The following is a 20104-nucleotide window of genomic DNA, read 5'->3' as shown; positions in this document are numbered from 1 at the left end:
GGGGCGTTACTATGGCCGGGTTACTGGCACGGCCACGTGAATGCGCACCGCACCGCCACGGGCTTTCCGTTGATGCGGCCGGGGTGCAGCCGAGGCAGGTCTTTTACGGCCCACAGCACGGCATCTTCCGCCTGATTAGGGGTAGCAGCGCTGGCGGAAGTGGCTTAGTGTTGAATTTGCCCTTGAAGCACGCCGCCGGAGGGGCCCACCGTGAAGCTGACGAAGACGGTGTCGGGGTGGGGCTGCGCAGCATCCAGGGTAGGGGTAGCCCAACGGCTAATCAGCTGGCCCAGTTTAACGTACGACCGGCTGGCGTTCGCGTGGTATGCAGGCTGGCCACTCAGGCAGGACAGCTACGGGCCTTAATAGACGAGGGGCGACGCCTCCCGCTGGCGTCGCCCCCTACGCTAACCATTCCCACGGGCAAGCTTGGGGCAAGGATGCCCATACGGAGCGCAGCAACACCCATCCCGGGCAGTGATTTCATGAAAAGGTAAACCGGGGCCCCTCCTACGGGAATCCGCCTTACCATACTATAACTCCTTGCCCCGTTAACGATGCATGGCGTGTAAGTAGTTCATTTACAGCTTGTTGATGCCGTAAACTGCGCCGAGAATATGGTGTGGGGCAGCAGCTGGCGGCTTAGGCTTGCTCCCTCAGCTCCTGGATCATTCGTAGATCGCCTCGGGTGCTGGCTAGCGCCTGAACCCGCCGCATATCTTCGGATATACATTTATACTCACAAAAAACGCTGACTCACTAGGAGCAAAAAGCCCCGACTAGCAGGCCGGGGCTTTTGATTATGAACTCAGAGCTGCGCTGTTCGAGCAATCAAGCTAGCTACGTACTGGTAGAGCTAGCGGGTATAGGTCGCGTCGTGCTCACTATAGCCCGTACTAAAGCCAGGGGTAATGGCGGCTCTGCCGGGATGATGCAGGACGAGGCGATGGGCGGAAATCTCCTTAATCACCTCGGGCCGACCATCATTCACATAGCGGATGGTGTCACCCTGCAGCGAGTAGCGGCGCACCACCCACTGACCGGGCGTGGGACCTGGGCCGGGACCACTGCTGATATCGCTGTAGTAAGCAATCGTGCTGTCGGTTACCATCAGCTTATTATGGGGGCCAGACGGGCTGGTTTGCTCACTGCGCAGGCGCCCCTCCAGGTCGTAGTGGTAGAACGTCACGCTTTGCTGGTACCAATCGCCCGGCAGCAACGCCGCCGCCGAAGCAGCGGTACTGTCTTTTTGACAACTCATAAGGCTGCCTACCATCAAGAGTACAAATACAAGGCGCATAGTCAGAGGGGTGAGGAAAGCGAGAGCTAGCTGCCTCGTAGATTCCTTCAGGGCTAAAATGGTTGCATGCGGGGGAAGCGTAGCCCGGAACCCACCCCTGCCAAGGCGCTATTGTGGCCGCCCCCGCGCTCGGTGCCCGCAGTGATCTACCACCTCACGGCTGACCCGCTCCCCCTCCTTCGGATAATCCAGCCGGTAGCGCTCCACCACGTAGCTGAGCGCTTGACTCGGCCCCATGGCTTGCCAGCCCAGCCCGCTGATGCTGATATTAGCAAACAAGATCTCCGTTTTATATCAAAAATATTATGTGCCCTGGGTGGCGACGCGTTAGTGGGAGGGGCCTGGGCAGATCCGATGCGGTGGAGCTTTCAGAAAGACACGCCGATTAATTGTTCCTGCTTGAGGAAAGTCGAACGCCGCAAGCGCCGCCTTGTACTAGTAGCCCAAGACACCTACCGGGTCTTGCAGATCCCCAAAGACGTAGCTCGTCAACTACGGAAAATTCACCCTTCAAAAGTTGTAGCCATCCTTGACTATCCGTCACAGTAGGCAGCTTGGCGAGCTGCGGGTTGGGCTACCTACTTGGTAGATACCTTTGATGGTGGCATCGTGCGCGGATAACCAGGTGTAGTACACCTGCCGCTTTAACGAAGAAGGGGAGATGTTGCCCGACAAGAAACGAATAAACCAGTCCGTTGCCAATCCCTGGCCGGGCAATCCCCGCTTCCTCACTTGCGTGGAGGAAGCCCTGGATTAGATACGTATTATTATCGCCAACCTTAGCGCTCGCGTGGGAGTACAGTAACCTGGCCCCACGTAAAAGCGAATATCCTTTCGTCTTGCGGTCTGCTATGATTCGAATTCTGTTAGCCGATGATCATCCCGTGGCACGAATAGGGATGCGCCTGCTGGTGGCTCAGCAGCCCGACCTGTGCGTGGCCGGCGAGGTAAGCACGGGAGCACAAGTACTGGAGTGGCTGGCGCACTCCCCCGCCGAGGTCGTCGTGCTCGACCGGATCATGCCCGGGCAGGACGTCCTGACGCTGCTAACCCAGCTGCCAGCTGGTCCCGCGGCCCCGCGCGTCTTGGTGCTCTCCACCGAAGCGACGCCGGCCCTGGTGGCCGCCATCTTTACCGCCGGGGCCTCGGGCTATATCGACAAAACGAGCACCCACGAGGAACTCCTGCTGGCGCTGCGCCTAGTGGCCGCTGGCCGGCCGTACCTCAGCCCGGAGCGCGGCCTGCAGGCCCTGCGGCAGCTGCCCGCGGCCACCGCTCTCCCCGCACTGCCGGCGCCCTTCTCCCCGCAGCCGGCTGCTGCGGCCAGCCGGCAGCCTGCTGAACACGGGACGCTCTCGGCCCGCGAGCACCAGGTGTTGCACCTGCTGGTGCTGGGCTACACCAACGCTGAAATCGCGGCGCAGCTGTTGACCAGTAAACGCACCGTGGAAACGTACCGGGAGCGCCTGCTGGAGAAAACGGGCACGCGTAATACGGCAACGCTCGTGCGCTATGCCCTGCAGCAAGGGCTGGTCAACTGATGGGCAACCGGCCCCAGTACTAAGTTGCATTGTATCGGACAAGAGCTGTTCACTTTTCCTGAAAATCTGCGGTAAGGCCTTGCTAAAGAACAAATTAAGGCGAAAATCCGGCGCATTATTCGCTCGGAGGGAGCGATGTTACCCCCGCTTTTTTCTCTCCAGACCCCGGCCTCCCGCCAGCAGATGGTGGCGTTTATCCTGCGTTTGACCCACGGCACGCGCCTGGAACCGCCGGCCGACGAACAGCACTTATAGCGTTTAGGTAACATCGGGGGGCAGGAGGAGGCCGTTGCGGCGCTCAAGCAGGAGCGCCGCAACGGCCCGGCAACGGCGAGGACCTGACCACTGAGCAGGAGCTCATAACCGACGCGCTGCCCGTGAGCCTACGTGGCATGAACGCCACAAGCCAGTCCATCAAGTTTGTAGCCGCCCCCTGCTAGTATCGCTCGGGTATGCCCCGCTCTACCACGTCACTAACCCCTTCGACTTTATGGAGATGATTTCGCTGCAGGGCAAAATCACCTTCTTTGAAAAGCGCGTGGGAGACTACCAGAAAGCGGGCGTGCCAAGTACCCAGGCGGACAACCAGCTTTCGTTGGGCGAGTCGTTTTAACGTATCAACTGCCCAGCAAGCAACAGGACAACCGCCTAGGCCAGCTGCTGTTACTATACCGGCCTCCTCTAAGCCCACACACCCCCCACGCTACTGGCTACTCCATGCTGTCAATTCGCACCGATCTGCTCGATATTGCCTACGAAGAAGGCGGACCCGCTACGGGGCCCGCCGTGCTGATATTGCACGGAGGGCCGGATGCCCCGGGGCTGGCAGGTCGTAGCCCGGCGCCTGCAAGAAGCCGGCTTTCGCACGATCATCCCCGCGCTGCGCGGAACGGCCCCCACCCGGTTTCTCGACCCGCATACCCCCCGCGTGGGCTCCGGCGTGGCGCTGGCCCAGGATGCCGTGGATTTGCTGAATGCCCTGCGCGTAGCGCAAGTGGGCGTGGTGGGACACGACCGGGGGGCGCGGGTGGCCTACAAGCTGGCGGCCCTTTTTCCGGAATGAATCACGGCTATTACGGCCCTGGCGCTGGCCTACCAACCCCGGGGCCGTTTTTCGCTGCCCGATTTTGCGCAAGCGCGCTTGTTCTGGTACCAGTGGTTTATGTGCACCGAGGCCGGCGCGAACGCCGTACGAGAAGACCCGGTAGGTTTTGCGCACATCCACTGTCACACGTGGAGCCCCCCGGGCTGGTAGGACGAGGCGGAGTTTGCCGCCACGGCCGCCAGCTTCCTTGGGCCATACTGGGCGGCTATTACGCTCAATGCCTATCGGGCCCGGTGGCTAGCAACAGAGGCCACAGACCACCGCTACGCAGCGTTAGTGCAACAGCTGCTGGCTACGGAATCCCTATCCGTGCCCACCCTCATGGTGCAAGGTGACGCCGACGCCTGTGATGGCCCCCAGGAATCGGAAGGGCAGCAGCAGTACTTCACCGCTGGCTATCGGCGGCTTCTGCTGGCAGGAATTGGCCATTTTCCTCATCGGGAGGCACCAGAATAAGTAGCCCGCGCCGTTGTTGCGCATCTTCTAGAATACGTGCGGTGAGTAATAGCGGCGGGGTGCCTCTCGGCTTCGTGGGGACCTTGTGATGGAGAGCTGCAAGGCGCGTGCGTAAGCGGACAAGAGGCTACGGCTAACTGCCGCAACACAGGGGCGCAACACCAAGCGGGCAACCACCCGCAAGATGAGGGCGGGTGGCCGGTCGCCGGCGGCACCTCGTGCCCGACTTGGGATATTGTGGTCGGGGATGCCCAATAGGTTAGTCAACAGGTTGCGCGCATCCCCGAGCATCTTACAGCGGCGTTTAACCGCCGGCCGGTCAACGCCGGTAATATAGGAGGCTTCGGTGGCCGCCAGAAAAGCAACTGCCGCGGCCACCTCGTCCGCTTAACCAAAGCCGTTCCCAGCAGAATAGTACTCTAATGGGTAACCGAAGAAGGAAACCAGAGCTGAAACGTGCTGCCCGCCCCCGCTACGGAATGGACCTGGATGCTACCCTGGTGCAGCTGCATGATTTGCTTGGCCAGGCTCAGCCCAATCCCGGAGCCGTGGGGTCGGGTGGTGAAAAACGGAATAAAGATGCTGTCCAGCACGTCGGCGGGAATGCCACTCCCGTTGTCCTTCACCTCGATGACCACCCGCTGCTGTTCATCGGGCCAGGCCCGCAGGCTAAGGCGAGGGGTGGGGGTTTGGGTGAGTGCCTGCGCCGCATTGAGCACCAGATTAATGAGCACCTGCTCCAGCAGATGGCCATCGGCGTGCAGGGTGAGGTGCGCGGGCCGGATGCTGAGGGTAATCGCAATGCCTTGCGCGGCCAGCTGCTCCGCCAGCAGCTGCCGGGTGGTCTGGAGCAGTTCCTGCACGTAGAGGGTGGTGCGCTGCGGCGAGGCCAGGTTGCTAAAGTTGCGGTACACCTGGGCGAAGCGCAGCAGCCCTTCGCTGCGCTGCTGGATGATGCGAATGCCGGTGCCCACGTCGTCGAGCAGCTCACCGGGAACTTCCGGCTGCCGGCCGCGCTGCACGTGGCGGCCCAACGAATCCGCCAGCGAAGCGATGGGGGCAACTGAGTTCATGATTTCGTGCGTCATCACCCGCAGCAGCTGCTGCCAGGCGGCCGTTTCGGCATCGGCCAGGGTCTGGCTCACATTTTTAAAGGCTAGGAGGGTAAAGGCTTCGCCGCGGAGCTTGAACTGGGTAGCCGACACGAGCAGCTGCACCGTTTGGAGGCCCACCGTCAGTTTTACCACCGCGGGCTGGCCGGGCACCGCCCGGCAGATGGCCTCGTACAGAACTGGCTGCCGGGCTTGCAGCGCCCGAATATTTTTCAAGTAGGGCAGGTGCAGCAGCTGTTTGAACGCCTCGTTCACCCAGGCCACGGTGCCCGCCGCGTCGTAGGAGACGATGCCGGTATCGAGCAGGGCCAGGATGGTTTGCAGGTACTGAAATTGCCCTTCCTGCTCGGCCCGCAGCTCCCGAAACGTGGCGTTGACCTGGTTGAAGGCCTCATGGAAGGGCCGCAGCGCCGCCGGGCCGGACTGCGCCGGGTACTCCCGCGAAAAGTCGCGGTACTGGAGGGCCAGGGTAAAGTCGGCCAGGGCCCGCTGGCCGCGCGTCAGGTAGCGGGTCAGGTCTAGGACCAGCACTACTACCAGCACTAGGCCCCCCAGGGCCAGCCCGTAGGCGTGGTGCTGCGCAGCGTATCCGCCCCCGGCCAGCGAGGCCACCAGCAGTACCAACCGTCCCAGCAGGCGCACGTCCAGACTCTTAAATATCATGCTTGTCGAGCCGACGGTAGAGGGCCGTGCGGGTGAGGCCCAGCTCCTTGGCCGCTTTGGTGAGGTTGCCCCGGTGGCGCTCAATGGCCTGCTGAATGGTGTTTTTTTCTACTTCCAGCAACGGCAGCGGCTGCTCCGCCCCGGTCGCCGCTGCTGCGGCAGCCGCCGTCGATTCGGGGTCCCGAAACAAGAAATCAGCCGGCAGCAGCACGGGACCTGTCCCCAGGATAATGGCCCGCTCCACGGCGTGCTGCAGCTCCCGCACGTTGCCGGGCCAAGCGTGCTCCCGGAGCTTGCGCAGGGCGGCAGCGCTGAATTCCGGTACGGGTTGCCGGTTGCGGGCCGCGTACACCTGGGCGAAGTGCTGGGCCAGCAGCTGCACGTCGTCGGCCCGTTCGCGCAGGGGCGGCAGCGTGATTTCGACCGTATTGAGGCGGTACATCAAGTCCTGGCGGAAAGCACCGCGGGCTACCAGAGCGTGCAACGGGGCGTTGGTGGCCGACAACAGCCGGATATCTACCGGTATGGGGGTATTGCTCCCCACGGGCACCACCTGGCGATTTTGCAAGGCCGTGAGCAGCTTGGCTTGCTGCGGCAGGCCAATGTTGCCAATCTCATCCAGAAACAGGGTTCCGCCGGCGGCCGCCTCCAACCGGCCCACGCGGCTGGCCTGGGCATCCGTGAACGCGCCCTTGGTGTGCCCGAACAGCTCGCTTTCAAACAACCCCTCGCTGAGCGCGGCCACGTCGGCGGCCACGAAAGGCCGGGCGGCGCGGCGCGACTGCTCGTGCAGGGATTTGGCGACCAGCTCTTTTCCCGTGCCGTTCTCGCCCAGCAGCAGCACGTTGGCCTCGGTCGGGGCGACCTTTTCAATGATGGCTCGGACTTCCTGCATGGCGGCTGACTCACCCAGCAAGGCAGTAGTGGCGGCCGGCCCGACTACTTTTTTCGGGCTACCTCCGCTTTTGTTGCCGGGTTTAGGTTGAAGGGCGGCGGTCAGCGTTTGCAGCAGCTGTTCGTTGTGCCAGGGCTTAAGCAGAAAGTCGGTGGCGCCGGCTTTAAGGGCGCGGACCGCCGTGCGCACGTCGCCATAGGCCGTAATCAGGATAACGGCTGTGGTGGGGTCGTGCTCCAGAATGCGGCCCAGCCAGTAGAAGCCCTCGTTGCCGGTCGCCTGACCGCTGCGGTAGTTCATGTCGAGCAGCACGGCGTCGAAATGCTGCTGGCGAAGCAGGGAGAGCAGCAGCTCCGGGTTTTTCTCCGTCACCACTTCCCGCACCTCGGTTTTGAGTAGCAGCTTGAGGGCGAACAGCACATCGGGCTCGTCGTCTACCACCAGGATGCGGGCATGCTTCAGATTCATGAAAAAGGGGCTTGGTAAACTGTAAAAGTCGGGGCTGGCGGGCACCCGTCCCAACCCCGGCCACATAAACCGTGCAGGCCTGGGAAAATACTGGTTTTCAGTCAGCCAGGCTGTTCTCCAGTCTGGCAACTGCTTCGGACTGTATCAGAACCGAACGGTTAATTGTAGCAAAACCGGACGTTTGGCAACAGCTTTCTCCTGGGCTTTCGATTCAGGCGGCTGATTAGCAAGTATTTATGGCAACGGCACCGTTCTTGGGCCCTCCGGTCACTAGTTTCTTGCTGTTAGTTTCTGCGCCGAACCAAATGGATATCTTGATACCGAAAAAAAAGTGGTCGTTTGTAGCCCGCTGGTGGTGGCTGGGAGCCCTGGTGCTGGCCGGCACGGGCGCGGCCGGTATCTACTGGCCTAGGCCGGGCCAGGGGCGGCACGTCGCGGCCAGCCGGCTGACCATCAGCCCCGTCACGCGGGGCAACTTTCAGGAGTTCACGGCCATCGACGGGGTGGTCCAGCCGCTGCGCACCGTGTACCTCGACGCGGCGGAGGCCGGCACGGTGCAGCAGGTGCTGGTGGAAGAAGGCGCGACCCTAACGGCGGGCCAGCCCCTGCTCCAACTGGCCAACCCCGACCTGCAGCTGGAAATGGTAAACCGCGAAACGGCCGTGTACGACCTGATGAACAACCTGCGCAACACCCGAACCCAGCTGCTGCAAAACCGCATCCTGCGCCAAAATCAGCTGGCTGACATCGACTTCCAGCTGGCCGAGGCCCGGCGGGTATTCGACACCAACCAGGTGCTCTACGACCTGAAGGCGATTGCGCGGCAAGAATACTTGCAGAGCCAGAACGCCTACCGCTACCAGCTACGCCGGCGACAGCTCACGCGGCAGGCCCTGCGCCAGGATTCGGTGGCCATGCAGCAGCAGCTGGGCACCATGCAGGAGTCGGTACGGCGCATGACCAGCAACCTGGCCCTGATGCGGCGCAAGATGGACGACCTGCTGCTGCGGGCTCCGGTCGGCGGGCAACTCAGCTCGCTGGCGGCGGAAGTGGGCGAGGTCAAAACCCGGGGCCAGCGCCTAGGGCAGATTGACGCGCTGGCGGGCGTGAAACTGCACGCCGCGGTGGACGAGTTTTACATTGCGCGCATCGCGGCCGGTCAGGTGGGCGAAGTGGTGGTGGAGGGCCAGGCGTATGCCTTGCGGGTGACCAAAATCTTCGCGCAAGTCGCTAAAGGTGTGCAAATCGACTTGGCCTTTACCGGTACCGCGCCCCCGGGCCTGCGGCGCGGCCAGACCTTGCCCATCCGCTTAGCGCTGAGCGCGAAGGCCCCGGCGGTGCTGCTGCCTAAAGGCGGCTTTTACCAGCAAACCGTGGGCAACTGGGCGTTCAAGCTGGCGGCCGACGGCACCCGGGCCCAGCGGGTGGCCATCCGGCTCGGGCGGCAGAACCCTGATTATTATGAAGTGCTGGCGGGCCTGCAGCCCGGCGACCAAGTCGTGACTTCCAGCTACGAAGGCTACGCCGACCAGCAGGAGCTGGTGCTGGATAATGGCCGCCCCTAGGTAGTTAAAATTGACTAGTAAAGCATGAAACGCATGATTAAGACCGAAAACCTGGAAAAGGTGTACCGCACCGAGGAGGTGCAAACCAAGGCGCTGAACCACGTCTCGCTGACGGTAGAGCAGGGGGAGTTTGTGGCCATCATGGGCCCCTCAGGCTGCGGCAAATCGACGCTGCTCAACCTGCTGGGCCTGCTTGACGAGCCCGACGGCGGCAGCCTGCAACTGCTGGGCACCGAAACCAGCCGCTACTCGGAGCGCCAGCGGGCCGAGCTGCGCAAGCGCAGCCTGGGCTTCGTGTTTCAGAGCTTCAACCTGATTGACGAGCTGACGGTGTTTGAGAACGTGGAGCTGCCCCTGCGCTACCTCGGCGTGGGGGCCGCCGAGCGGCGGCAGCGGGTAGAGCAGGTGCTGGAGAAAATGCAGCTGCTGCACCGGCGCAACCACTTTCCGCTGCAGCTCTCGGGTGGGCAGCAGCAGCGCGTGGCCGTGGCCCGCGCCGTGGTGAACGCCCCGCCGCTGCTGCTGGCCGACGAGCCCACCGGCAACCTCGACTCGGCCAGCGGCCACGACGTGCTGGGCCTGCTAACCGAGCTGAACGAGACGGGCACCACCGTGCTCATGGTCACGCACTCCGAGCACGATGCCCGGTACGCCCGGCGCGTTATCCGCCTGCTCGACGGGCAGGTAGTGCTGGAAAACAGCCGCAACCAGTTCTAACCGATTCTCCCCCTTCGGCCATGCTTCCCTACCCCCTGCTGCTCCTCTACCGCAACTTTAAGCGGTTCAAAAGCACGTTCTTCATCAACCTGATTGGCCTCTCGACCGGCCTGGCCGGCGCGCTGCTCATCTACCTCTGGATAAGCGACGAGCGCAGCTTCGACCGCTACCACGCCCTGGACGGCCGGCTCTACCAGGTGCTGGAAAACCGCCGCACCGCCGCCGGCATCGAGACCCAAGGCGGTACGATGCCGCTGCTGGCCGAAGCCCTGCGGCGGGAAATGCCGGAGATTGAATTGGTGGCCACCACCACGCCGGTACCATTCTTCCCCGGGTTCACGCTGGTGGCGGGCGGCCAGCACCTGGATGCCGCCCCCAAATACGCGGACCCCGCCTTCTTCCAGCTGTTTTCCTACCCCCTGCTGGTGGGCACTCCCGCCACGGTACTGCGAGATAAAAATGGGATTGTACTCTCCGAAGCTCTGGCAACCAAGCTTTTTCGGTCGCCGCAGAATAGCCTGGGCAAAGCCGTGGAATGGCAAATGGCCGACCTAAAACAGACCTGCCTAGTGGCCGGGGTGTTTGCCGGGGTGCCCCGCAACTCGTCGGAGCAGTTTGACTGCGTGCTGCCCTTTGCCTCGTTCAAGGACCTGATGCACATGAACGAGACCATCAAGTGGGACGACGAAGGCCCCTTCAACACCTACTTAGCCTTGAAGGAGGGGGCCGACCCCGCGCAGTTTCAAGCCAAGCTGGCGGGGTTGTTGAAAACCAAAAGCGCGCAGGCCCAGGCCCAGGGGCGTACGCTGTTCGTGCGGCCGTTCGCGGCGGGGTACCTGCACGGCACCTACGAAAACGGCGTCGCCACCGGGGGGCGCATTACCTACGTGCGGCTGCTGGCCCTGATTGCCGGGCTCATTCTGGTGATTGCCAGCATCAATTTCATGAACCTATTCACCGCCAAGGCCTCGCGGCGGGTAAAGGAAGTGGGCATTCGCAAGGCCCTGGGGGCGAGCCGCGCCGCGCTGGTGGGGCAGTACCTAACCGAGTCCGTGGTAATGGCCTTGCTGGCCCTGGTCGTGGCCGTAGGGCTAGTCCAGCTCGTGCTCCCGCAGTTCAGCGAGCTGACGGGCAAGCCGCTGGTCTTGCGGTGGGAGCCGCAACTGGTGGGGGCCGGCCTGGCCCTGGCGCTAGGTACGGGGCTGCTGGCGGGCAGCTACCCCGCGTTCTACCTATCAGGTTTCCAGCCGGCAGCCGTGCTGAAGGGCAAACTGCCGACCAAGGCCGGCGACGTATGGACGCGGCAGGGTTTGGTCGTGCTGCAATTCACGCTCTCGGTGCTCTTCATCGTGGCCGTGGTAGTGGTCAACGCGCAGCTGGCGTTTGTGCAGCACCAGCCGCTGGGCTACGATAAAGCCCACGTGCTCCGCTTTGAGACGGCGGGCCGGGCGGCGCGCCAGCAGGCGGCGTTTCTGGCCGAGGTGAAGAAATTGCCCGGCGTCGTGCAGGCGTCTACCGTCTTGGGCGGCTTCCTGGGGGGGCGCCACGTGGAGGAGATGAGCTGGCGGGGTAAGCGCCTGCCAGTAGGGACGATGCTGGTCAACTACGACCTGTTGGAAACGATGGGCCTGCACCTGGTAGCCGGCCGCAGCTTTGCGCCGCAGTTCCGCGCCGACAGCGCTGCCATCATCGTAAACCAGGCCCTGGTGGCTGGCCTAGGGATGCCGGACCCCGTGGGCCAACAGCTCGACGGGGCCCGCATCGTGGGCGTGGTCCGCGACTTTCACTACGAGTCCCTGCACGAAAAAATCAAACCCCTGCTCCTCAAACTCGACCCCACGATTAACACGGTGTTAGCGAAGCTCCAGCCGGGCGCGGAGCAGGCCACGATTGCGCGGCTGCAGCAACTGTACGCCGCCTACAGCCCCGGCTTTCCGCTCGATTACACGTTTCTGGATGCCGACTACCAGGCCCAGTACGTCGCCGAGCGGCGGGTGGCGGTGCTCGCCCGCTACTTCGCCGGGCTGGCCATCCTTATTTCTGCTCTAGGCCTGCTGGGACTGGCGGCCTTCACGGCCGAGCGACGGCGCAAGGAAATCGGCATCCGCAAGGCCTTGGGGGCGAGCGAGTTGGGCATTGTCTGGCTGTTGACCAGCAGCCTGACTTGGCTGGTCGTCGTGGCCATCGTCCTGGCGCTGCCCCTGAGCTACCTGCTCATGGAGCGGTGGCTGGAGGGCTTTGCCTACCGCGTGGCATGGCAGTGGTGGTACTTCGCAGCGGCCGGCCTAGGGGCCCTACTTATTGCCTGGCTCACCGTAAGCGTGCAGGCCTGGCGGGCGGCCCGCCGCAACCCCGTGCTGAGCCTGCGGGCCGAGTGATACCTACCGTCGGCGCATTCTGGCGCAACTCCCCTTTCTTGCCGGGCAGGGGAGTTGCGCCAGCGATATCGTGAGGGCATGGAAAACCAGTTAGGGCATTAGGACTTGCTGGTGCTGTGAAACCCCCGCTTTTGGCAGCAGCGCTGGCGCAGCGGCAAGAAACTGAAGGAGTCCTGAGCCTGGACGAGGTAGCGCGCCTCTCGCCGTTGCTGCATGAATACGTCAATATGCTGGGCTGCTACGGCTTCACCCTGGCCGAAGCCATTGCAGCGGGGCAACTCCGCTTGGTGCGTACCCTAACTAATCGGGAGGCGTCGCTCAACGAATTGGCCTAGCCATATTTTCTGTTCCTACTCTAGACTTCCTCTTGAGATCCGCTAGCTTGTCCTACTATTCTTCAAGCCAATGGGCTATGACGCAGTGCTAATCCGTTTTAGGCTCGATCCAGCGCAGTTTGCTTTGCAGCGCCTCCTTATGTAGTGCCCGGAAAAAGGGCAGTAAGTGCCCCTAGTTGCGGAGCATCAATAGGTCGGTATAGTAGGCCCAGTGATTCGTGGGCTTCTCTAACACGCTGAGCTGGAGCGAGGCGGCTCCAACTGAATGTCCGCTTGTGAAACAGCCTGATGCCGGCTAAACCAAGCATTGACGGGCAAGGGCGTTGACTCCGGCGCTGGGGCGGGGCTGAACTTGCGTTCGGTACTGCTTAAGCTCGGCTACGGACCGCATCGGCAGCCCGGACTTACTTGGTGGCTGCGAGAAGGCGCGGTCCAACTCGGGGTGTTCTCGGGCGTCAATACTGTGGCAACCAGGGCAGCAGGATAAGCAGCCAAGTGGCCGACTAAAGTAGGCTCGCTAGCTAGACCACCTCACTGCTCGTACGGTAGGGGCGGCTGGAGGGGCTAACTGGGCAGTTCGGCTAAACTCACGGCCAGCACCTGTTCCAACTCCGGGCGATGGGCGTTGCCCCATTGCTCCATCACGTCAATCACCGGCAGCAGGCTCCGTCCCAGGTCCGTGAGCTGATACTCTACTCGGGGCGGCAATTCGGGGAAGATGGTTTTGCTAATTAAGCCGTGGTACTCCAGCTCGCTCAGCTGCACGTTGAGCACGCGCCGGCTGGCGCTGGGAATCATGCGGTGCAGGGCACTGGGCCGCTGGATGCCCTGGGCAATGCCCGCGAGCAGGGTGGACTTCCATTTGCCGTGCAGCACTTCCTTGGTGAGCACGGAGCCGCAATTCAACGTGTTGGCAATTTTCTTCTGGTACATCGGGAAGCTAGTTAAGGGAAAGTGGGCAGGAGAATAGGGATGAAATCCGCCCTAGGCGCGAAAAGTATCGGGGGCTGAATAACTTCTCCCTACTTGCCAGCTCTGATCACGCGGTGGAATTTTGCGCCGTGAATAACGCAAACAAGCAACCGAAAATCATGGAAAAGCTCACTGGAAAAGTAGCAGTTATTACGGGTGGTACGTCGGGGCTAGCGCTGGCCACCGCCAAATTATTCGTGGACCAAGGAGCCTACGTCTTCATCACCGGCCGTACCCAGGAGAAGCTCGACGAAGCCCTGCAACTCATCGGCCGCAACGTGACGGGGGTGCTGGGTGACGCGGCCAACCTGGCCGACCTCGACCGCCTCTACGCGACGGTGCGGCAGGAAAAAGGCAAAATTGACGTGTTGTTCGCCAGCGCGGGGACGGCCGGCTTTGGCAAACTGGGGGAGATTACCGAAGACTTCTTCGACGGCATCTTTGACCTGAACGTACGTGGTACGCTCTTCACGGTGCAAAAAGCCCTGCCTTTGTTGGCGGCGCGCGGCGCCATTGTGCTCAATGGGTCGATGGCCTCCATCAAGGGGTATGCCGCCAACAGCGTGTACAGCGCCAGCAAAGCCGCGCTCCGGGCCTTCGTTCGGGGCTGGCTGGTGGACTTGCAGGATCGTCACATTCGGGTCAACCTGCTGAGTCCGGGCGTGATTGATACGCCCATGATGGCGGCGGCCGGTTCGGAGTTCAAGGCCCAAGTCGCCCCCTTGATTCCGCGCGGGCAAATGGGGCACCCCGAAGAAGTGGCGGCCACTGCCCTGTTCCTGGCTTCGGCGGACGCCAGTTTTATCAACGGCATCGAACTCTTCGTCGACGGCGGCATGGGCCAGATTTAGGAGCGGTGCTCTCCCTCGGTTACGCCCGCGCTATTAAAGACCTTTTGATTTCACGATGCAGCAGTTGGCAGCAGGCGCGCCTGTTTCAGCTCTTTCAGCGGCTGCAAACCCACGTGGAGGGCTCGGGCGTGGGCCTGTACGCGGTGAAGAAGATCGTGGAGAATGCGGGCGGCACCCTCTCGGTCGCCAGCCATGAGGGCGAGGGCACGAGCTTCACGCTCACCTTCCCGGCCTAGGGGCTGGTGTTTCGCTGGTCCATCGTTTTGTGTGCCCTGCCCTCCATGCCGCGCCTAACGAGGCTGCTGGTCGATGATGAGACGACCGCCAATTCCTGCACGCGCTGCTGCTTGAGCGGGCTGGCGTCACGGAGCACCTGCTGGTGGCCGAGGCCGGGGCGCCGGAACAGGGGCCGCAGCTGATTCTGCTGGACCTGAACATGCCCGGGCTCAACGGCCTGGAGTTGCTGCACGCTTACCAGCACTTGCCCGCCCCCAGCGCCAGGGCAGGGTGGTGCTGCTGCGCACCAGCGCGGCGGGCCCTGAAGCGGGACGTGGAGCAGTTGCGGGGCCTGCTCTTCCAGGGCGTGGTGGACAAGCCCCTGACGGCGGCCAAGCTCCAGCGGCTGCTCGACGAGCAGCCCCGTTCCAGGGCCCGGGCGCGGTGGGCCCTGGAACGGGGCTGCTACGCGGCGTTTTCCGCCCCCAACTTTGCTCCAGGTGCGGATGCTTGCCTACTATACGGACGAGCTTACAACATTTTCTAAACGGTGGACTAGAAGTCGTTACAGTCATCTGTTTCGGCATAGGCCATAGTAAGAGAAAGAAAGAGGCCCGACTGTATGTTTATCAATACAACCGTTCACCTTAACGTGCTAAACAGTTACCTCGCGCTCTACTCATTGGTTCACGGCCCGCAGTACTCTCGACTCTGGGTCTTGCTCCTGCGCGGCACTACCGGCATCCGATTCGGGTTGTGCCCGCCGCCAGCGGTAGGGCCGCCTCTCGCTGGTGGCTAACTGCTGCGCCGCCGCACGAGCTGAACGGCTTTCCTGTGCGGCGGCGCAGCACGTCGGCCTTGAACGCCTCGTCGTATTTGCGCCGTTTCCCTGGCGGACTTGCCCTAGCCAGGGAAAGTAGGTCCTGATTCTGTCCACGTTAACTAGACCACCTCCTGCTGCTGGCCGCTAGCCCCAATAGCGTGGTCGATCTAACAGCCGCCTGCGGACGGCATCTTGGCCCTGCGGGCGGCGGTGCTGCATGCAAGCGTTAGTTCTTGCACTCGATGCGTCCCTTAGCTTGTGCGTCGCGCTGCAACCGCTCTTTGGTAGCTTCCCAGCTGGCATCGGCCGGATTGAGCGCCGTACGCAGGTAAGCCAACACCGTTTCCCGCACGAAGGCCACCCGCTCGGGGCTTTCGTCAGTGGTTTCGGCCGCGTCGTAGCCCGAAATGCCCCCCAGGATGTGCTCCCCGCCAAAGACGGTAAGCAGGCACTTCGCCCCCGGACTCCGGTGGTAAGCATCCGCCCGCCAGTCGTCGCGGTCGGAGAAACGAGCACTCTGGTCTTTGTCGCCGACCACCACCAGCGCCGGCATCGACATGGCCTCGAAGCGGGTGGCGCCCAGCACGCGGTAGTGTTCGGCCGCAAACGCGGCTAGGTCGGCGCCATCGCCGGGCGGGGCCAGCAGGACCCGCGCCGTGATGCGGGGCTCCGCCAGGTCTACTTCCTGTCCATCCACCGGGTTGGTAACCCGCATTCCGGCGAGCAGGGCGACGGTGTGCCCACCCATTGAATGGCCCAGCACGGCAATGCGGGCCCGGTCGAGGCGCCCGCTCAGACCGGGGACGGTCGCCTCGAGGTGGTCGAGCTGGTCGATAATGTGGCGCATATCTTCCGCTCGCGAAGACCAAAACAACGGCCCCTCGGGGCCATTCGGGTCGAGGCCGAGGGCCTTGGAATCCTGGTGAGTGGGCTGCACCACCGCGAAGCCTTCGGCGGCGTAAAAATCGGCCAGCGGGCCATAGCCGCGGAAGGAGGAGAGAAAGGTCGATTGCCCATGCCCGTGGGAAAGCAGCAGGATGGGCAGATTGTCGCCCGCCGCCGGGGCCGAGACTTTGAGGTGAAGATCCACCTGGCGGCCCGGAACCGGCAGCACCACGGGGCTGAACGACACGACGGGAGGGGAGGCTGGCGTTGGCTGAGGCATAAGGTGGGGGGCTAAGTTGGTAATGAGCCACGACGGCTTTTCACGAGCAAGGCCTTCGCCAGCGCGGGCCGGATCAGAGAGGACGCACGGCGAAGTGGTTGGCAAAACTATTCCTGCCGCCAGGAGCGCAGGTCCTGTTTCTTGCGGTTTTCCCCCCGGTTCTTGCTCTTTTTTAAACGGGTCAGGACCAGCCTTGCTGTTGGAGGCGGCGCCTACGGATCGGCCAGCCCGGCCTGCGGGTAGGTTTCCCCGGCAATAAGCTCCAACTTAAGCCGGCCGGTAGAGAGTATTCCGGGGGCGTGGGCAACTGCCGTAACCTGACTAGCCGAACACGAAGCCTTTACGCAAGCGTGTACCTTTACCCTGCGTTGGGCCAGCACGGCCGCTCCGTGAAACCCAGCGAGTCAATGGGGCTGCTGGTCTTTTCCCTCCTGCTTTTCTATGGCTGTTGCTTACTACCCGGGTGAACTAGCCGCGGCGCTCCACGCGCGGTGGCTTGCCCTTCCTGCCGCAGTACCGTTACCCGAGCCGCCGGTGCTCACGCAGTTTCTGTCCACTATCTACCAGGCTAGCTTACTGCAGGAAGAAGGACGCGGGGTGGAATGCCATGTCGTGCTGGCCACGGAGCAGCAGTTGGCCCACCCGTCACTGGCGCCGGGTGGGTATCACGTGCTGGCGCTGGGCGAGCCGCGCCCGTGGGAGGAGCAGGAAATCCGGCGCCTAAGCCCGGCCGTAGCGCGCCCATCGACCCTGCTGGCCGTGCGCGCAGCGACGACGGGCGACTTGGTGCTCTGGGGTCTGTTGGTGGCCGATGCCCCCTGGGATTATCTGCCGGGCAGCCTGCCACCCGCTTCCAGCACCGTACCCGCGGTGCTGGAAGCGGGTGGCAGGGACCGGGCCGGCTGACGTGTTATTGCGGCCTGACCCGCGTCCTCACTTTGCAGGGCGGCCGCATCGACGACCACGGATTTTTACAGTTCCCGACGGCCTGGAGCCAAGGTCGCTTCGGTGATTTGGGGCAACTTTACCTGCACCTCAGCGGGCAGCCTCAGCTGCCCACGCCGGCGCAATTAAAGCTCCTCGACCTGCTGGGTCAGCATATGCAGCGCCGGGCCGTGGCCCGCGTGCGGGCCGGCGGCCACGGTGGCATGCTGGTCTATGTTCCCTCCGATGCCGTGCCCGAGTTGCTCTCGCCCCGCGGCCTGCCGCAACCCAAGTACCCGGTACAAGAGCTGGGGGCTGGCGCGCGGGGCGGCCACCTCTTCTTGGCCGTCTTGCAGCGCCTAGCCGACTTAGGGGATTCGAGCTGGGCGTATTACCAGCACACCACGGACCCGGTGGTGCGGGCCCTGGCCGGGGCCATCGACCAGTTTGCCGACTTACTAGCCGATCTCATGACCGTGGACGGTGCGCTGGTACTCACCCATAATCTGGAAATTGTGGGCTTTGGCGTGGAAATCCGGGCGCCGCACGTGGAGCTGGATCAGGTGTACCGGGCGCTGGATCTGAGCGGCGAGCACCTGCGCGCCGAACCGGCCGACCAGGGTGGTACGCGCCACCGGGCCGCCTATCGGCTCTGCCTGGCCGCCCCGGATTGCTTGGCCGTGACCATTTCGCAGGACGGTGGGGTGCAGCTGGTGCACCAACTGGCCGGCAAGATTGTCTTTTGGAGTCAATTGTCCTGAAACCCAGTTATAAACTACTAGGCGGCCCTAGTTCGTCCTGGCCAGAGGAGCAGCGGGGGCGGGCACGGGGTGGCCTGCTCAAGAGTGTACTTCGCCCAGCCTACCCGGGCTCGTCCTCGTCCTTGGCGGCTGGGCCTTACCCGCGCTGATATTGCTGAGGCGTGCAGCCCACGGCCCGGGTAAAAGCGGCGACAAAGCTTTTGGCCGAGGCAAAGCCTAGCGCGTCGCTGATACCGTCGATCGTTGCCCCGCCCTGGCGGAGCAGGTGCTTGGCGCGCTGCATTTTCGACTGCACGACGTACTGGTAGGGCGACACCCCGGTGGCGTGCTTAAAGAGCCGAGCGAAGTGAAAAATGCTCAAATTGGCCAATCCGGCGAGGGTTTGCAGCGTCACGGGCGCCTCAGGATGGGCTTCCAGGTACGCTTGAATCCGGGCCAGCGCAGCCGCGGGCAGCCGGGGCTGGCGGCTTGGGCGCTGGTAGGTGGCGTGGTGTTCGATGAGTTGCTGACAGAGGGCGTTGGTGAGCGACTCCACGTAGAACCGGCCGAGGGCTCGTTGGCTGCCGGCGGCCTGCAGCAATTGCTGGATTAACTGATTCAGCAGGGGATCTTTAAATTTCAACCGCTCGCATAAAGCGAAGCGCCTTATGCTGGCATCTTCGCGGACGAGCTGCGCCAGGTAGCGATGGTCGAGGGTCAAGTAGATGTTGCGTCTGGGAGTGGCCCAGTCCACTTCTGCGGCGTGGTCGCCCCCCGGATACAATCCCAGGTCGCCGGTGCGGTACACCGTTTTCTGTACCTGCCCGGCGCGCCGTCGCCTTATCACGAGCGGTTCCGCTACTTGGTGCAGGACCAGCACATGTTCCGCGTAGTAGATGGCGGGCAGCGTCGCGGAAGGCAGGTGTATCTGTTCGATGCGCAGGCCCTGCCACGGCAAGGAGGCACTGCTGACGAGTGCCGGCGTCTTGAACTGGTCGGTGAGAAACTGCATACGCGTTGGTTAGTAATTACACAAAGAAATACGGTAAGGCCTTGCCGGTTTGGCTGCGACCGTGGGTGAGGGAGTGGTGCCCACCCCCCCATGTGGCGTAGAGCAAGGCCTACGCTGGGCCTTGCTCTACGTCAGACAACTGGGCCAGCAGCGGGGAAGGGGGCAGCGCCTGGTCCGGTTGGTCAAGGGCGGCCGAATGGGGTTCCGGGCCGAATAAGCCACACCGGCCCGGTGAGTTCGGCAACCGCCCCGCCCGTTTCCTGACTTACCTCACCCGCGCCCAAACCCGGCGCGGTGGCTCGACCGGGAATTGCTGTTCTTCCTCTTGCGCTACCTCACGTTCTATTCGCTGCCGACTAAAACACGGCCGGGTGACCAGCCGAGGCGGAGCTTTGGGCCAGCAGGCCTTACGCCGCCGGCTGCTGCGCAAACTTCTCGACGGCGTCCGCCGTGACCGGGGTGAAGAGGTTCACCAGATTGCCGTCGGGGTCGCGGAAGAGCAGCGAGCGGTTGCCCCAGGGCATGGTGGTAGGCCCCTGCACCAGCGCGCCGCTGAGCCAGCCGGCCAGCCGCTGGTAGGTCGCATCGACGTCGGCCACTCGAAACTCAAGGATAACCGAGCCGTTGGTGGCAGCTGGGGCCCCCGGCTCGCCGCCGAAGGGTGCCAGGGTGCTGGTGTGGCCAATGGCCAGGGTGGCCCCCAGCGTGCGCAGCTCGGCAAACACCGGGGCAAGGCGGGTCAGTGGCTGGTCAAACAGCTGCTCGTAGAAGCTGACGAGGCGCTCGAAATCGGCCGTGATGAGGCGGACAGAAGTGAAATTCATAGGAAAGAAAGTAGGTTGAGGTCGCAAAGGTCTCCCCGCCCA

General features: G+C 63.1%; 20 protein-coding genes. 13 read left to right on the top strand and 7 right to left on the bottom strand.

Annotation, left to right across the window (positions count from 1 at the left end):
• Positions 1–856: 856 nt before the first annotated feature.
• Entirely contained in the window at positions 857–1300 is a 444-nt protein-coding gene (locus EU557_RS23085) for a hypothetical protein (protein ID WP_135532846.1), read from the bottom strand.
• An 851-nt stretch (positions 1301–2151) separates the two neighbouring features.
• Here EU557_RS23085 and EU557_RS23080 point away from each other — a divergent pair.
• The 4 genes from EU557_RS23080 to EU557_RS25745 all read left to right on the top strand — a co-directional run bounded on the left by EU557_RS23080 (position 2152) and on the right by EU557_RS25745 (position 4402).
• Positions 2152–2841 (top strand): response regulator transcription factor, encoded by a 690-nt coding sequence (locus EU557_RS23080; RefSeq protein WP_135532845.1) that lies wholly within the window; start codon positions 2152–2154, stop codon positions 2839–2841.
• Positions 2842–3331: 490 nt separating this feature from the next.
• Positions 3332–3454, top strand: coding sequence for a hypothetical protein (locus tag EU557_RS26150; RefSeq protein WP_425351974.1), 123 nt, complete (start codon positions 3332–3334; stop codon positions 3452–3454).
• Between the two features lie 198 nt (positions 3455–3652).
• Positions 3653–3904: an alpha/beta fold hydrolase gene (locus EU557_RS25750; RefSeq protein WP_210116115.1), complete on the top strand. Its 252-nt coding sequence runs from the start codon at positions 3653–3655 to the stop codon at positions 3902–3904.
• 318 nt (positions 3905–4222) lie between these two features.
• Complete coding sequence (locus EU557_RS25745) at positions 4223–4402, top strand: alpha/beta fold hydrolase (RefSeq protein WP_210116114.1); 180 nt, start codon at positions 4223–4225, stop codon at positions 4400–4402.
• Positions 4403–4821: 419 nt separating this feature from the next.
• Here EU557_RS25745 and EU557_RS23065 read toward each other — a convergent pair whose 3' ends face one another.
• Positions 4822–6177 (bottom strand): sensor histidine kinase, encoded by a 1356-nt coding sequence (locus EU557_RS23065; RefSeq protein ID WP_135532844.1) that lies wholly within the window; start codon positions 6175–6177, stop codon positions 4822–4824.
• The gene (locus tag EU557_RS23060) at positions 6167–7540 is read right to left on the bottom strand and encodes a sigma-54-dependent transcriptional regulator (protein WP_135532843.1); all 1374 of its coding nucleotides are present in this window, start codon (positions 7538–7540) and stop codon (positions 6167–6169) included. Before EU557_RS23060 ends, EU557_RS23065 begins: the two co-directional genes overlap by 11 nt.
• Positions 7541–7845: 305 nt before the next feature.
• On the opposite strand from EU557_RS23060, the gene EU557_RS23055 reads away from it, so the two are divergent.
• From EU557_RS23055 to EU557_RS23040, 4 genes are all read left to right on the top strand, one after another.
• A complete protein-coding gene (locus EU557_RS23055; RefSeq protein ID WP_135532842.1) occupies positions 7846–9105 on the top strand; it encodes an efflux RND transporter periplasmic adaptor subunit in 1260 nt (419 codons plus the stop codon).
• Between the two features lie 33 nt (positions 9106–9138).
• A complete protein-coding gene (locus EU557_RS23050; protein WP_135532841.1) occupies positions 9139–9822 on the top strand; it encodes an ABC transporter ATP-binding protein in 684 nt (227 codons plus the stop codon).
• A gap of 20 nt (positions 9823–9842) precedes the next feature.
• A complete protein-coding gene (locus EU557_RS23045; protein WP_135532840.1) occupies positions 9843–12200 on the top strand; it encodes an ABC transporter permease in 2358 nt (785 codons plus the stop codon).
• 116 nt (positions 12201–12316) lie between these two features.
• Positions 12317–12535, top strand: coding sequence for a hypothetical protein (locus EU557_RS23040; protein WP_135532839.1), 219 nt, complete (start codon positions 12317–12319; stop codon positions 12533–12535).
• Between the two features lie 564 nt (positions 12536–13099).
• Here the strand turns inward: EU557_RS23040 and EU557_RS23035 are convergent.
• Complete coding sequence (locus tag EU557_RS23035; protein WP_135532838.1) at positions 13100–13468, bottom strand: winged helix-turn-helix transcriptional regulator; 369 nt, start codon at positions 13466–13468, stop codon at positions 13100–13102.
• Positions 13469–13626: 158 nt separating this feature from the next.
• On the opposite strand from EU557_RS23035, the gene EU557_RS23030 reads away from it, so the two are divergent.
• The 3 genes from EU557_RS23030 (at position 13627) to EU557_RS23020 (ending at position 15121) form a co-directional block, all read left to right on the top strand.
• Positions 13627–14358: an SDR family NAD(P)-dependent oxidoreductase gene (locus tag EU557_RS23030; protein WP_135532837.1), complete on the top strand. Its 732-nt coding sequence runs from the start codon at positions 13627–13629 to the stop codon at positions 14356–14358.
• A gap of 44 nt (positions 14359–14402) precedes the next feature.
• Positions 14403–14594, top strand: a complete 192-nt coding sequence (locus EU557_RS23025) for an ATP-binding protein (RefSeq protein WP_245326369.1) — start codon at positions 14403–14405, stop codon at positions 14592–14594.
• 143 nt (positions 14595–14737) lie between these two features.
• The gene (locus tag EU557_RS23020) at positions 14738–15121 is read left to right on the top strand and encodes a response regulator (protein ID WP_210116113.1); all 384 of its coding nucleotides are present in this window, start codon (positions 14738–14740) and stop codon (positions 15119–15121) included.
• A 502-nt stretch (positions 15122–15623) separates the two neighbouring features.
• Here EU557_RS23020 and EU557_RS23015 read toward each other — a convergent pair.
• Positions 15624–16562, bottom strand: coding sequence for an alpha/beta hydrolase family protein (locus EU557_RS23015; protein WP_135532834.1), 939 nt, complete (start codon positions 16560–16562; stop codon positions 15624–15626).
• A gap of 441 nt (positions 16563–17003) precedes the next feature.
• Here EU557_RS23015 and EU557_RS23010 point away from each other — a divergent pair, with 441 nt between their 5' ends.
• A complete protein-coding gene (locus tag EU557_RS23010; protein ID WP_135532833.1) occupies positions 17004–17468 on the top strand; it encodes a putative sensor domain DACNV-containing protein in 465 nt (154 codons plus the stop codon).
• 32 nt (positions 17469–17500) lie between these two features.
• Positions 17501–18247, top strand: a complete 747-nt coding sequence (locus EU557_RS23005; protein WP_135532832.1) for a hypothetical protein — start codon at positions 17501–17503, stop codon at positions 18245–18247.
• A gap of 136 nt (positions 18248–18383) precedes the next feature.
• Here EU557_RS23005 and EU557_RS23000 read toward each other — a convergent pair whose 3' ends face one another.
• Both EU557_RS23000 and EU557_RS22995 read right to left on the bottom strand, forming a co-directional pair.
• Positions 18384–19238 (bottom strand): helix-turn-helix domain-containing protein, encoded by an 855-nt coding sequence (locus EU557_RS23000; RefSeq protein WP_135532831.1) that lies wholly within the window; start codon positions 19236–19238, stop codon positions 18384–18386.
• A 407-nt stretch (positions 19239–19645) separates the two neighbouring features.
• Complete coding sequence (locus EU557_RS22995; RefSeq protein WP_245326368.1) at positions 19646–20089, bottom strand: VOC family protein; 444 nt, start codon at positions 20087–20089, stop codon at positions 19646–19648.
• Positions 20090–20104 lie beyond the last annotated feature (15 nt).

Source organism: Hymenobacter wooponensis, from assembly GCF_004745865.1.
Taxonomy (GTDB): domain Bacteria; phylum Bacteroidota; class Bacteroidia; order Cytophagales; family Hymenobacteraceae; genus Hymenobacter; species Hymenobacter wooponensis.
The sequence above is the reverse complement of the archived record's forward strand: the minus strand, read 5'-3'. Positions and strand labels throughout refer to the sequence as shown.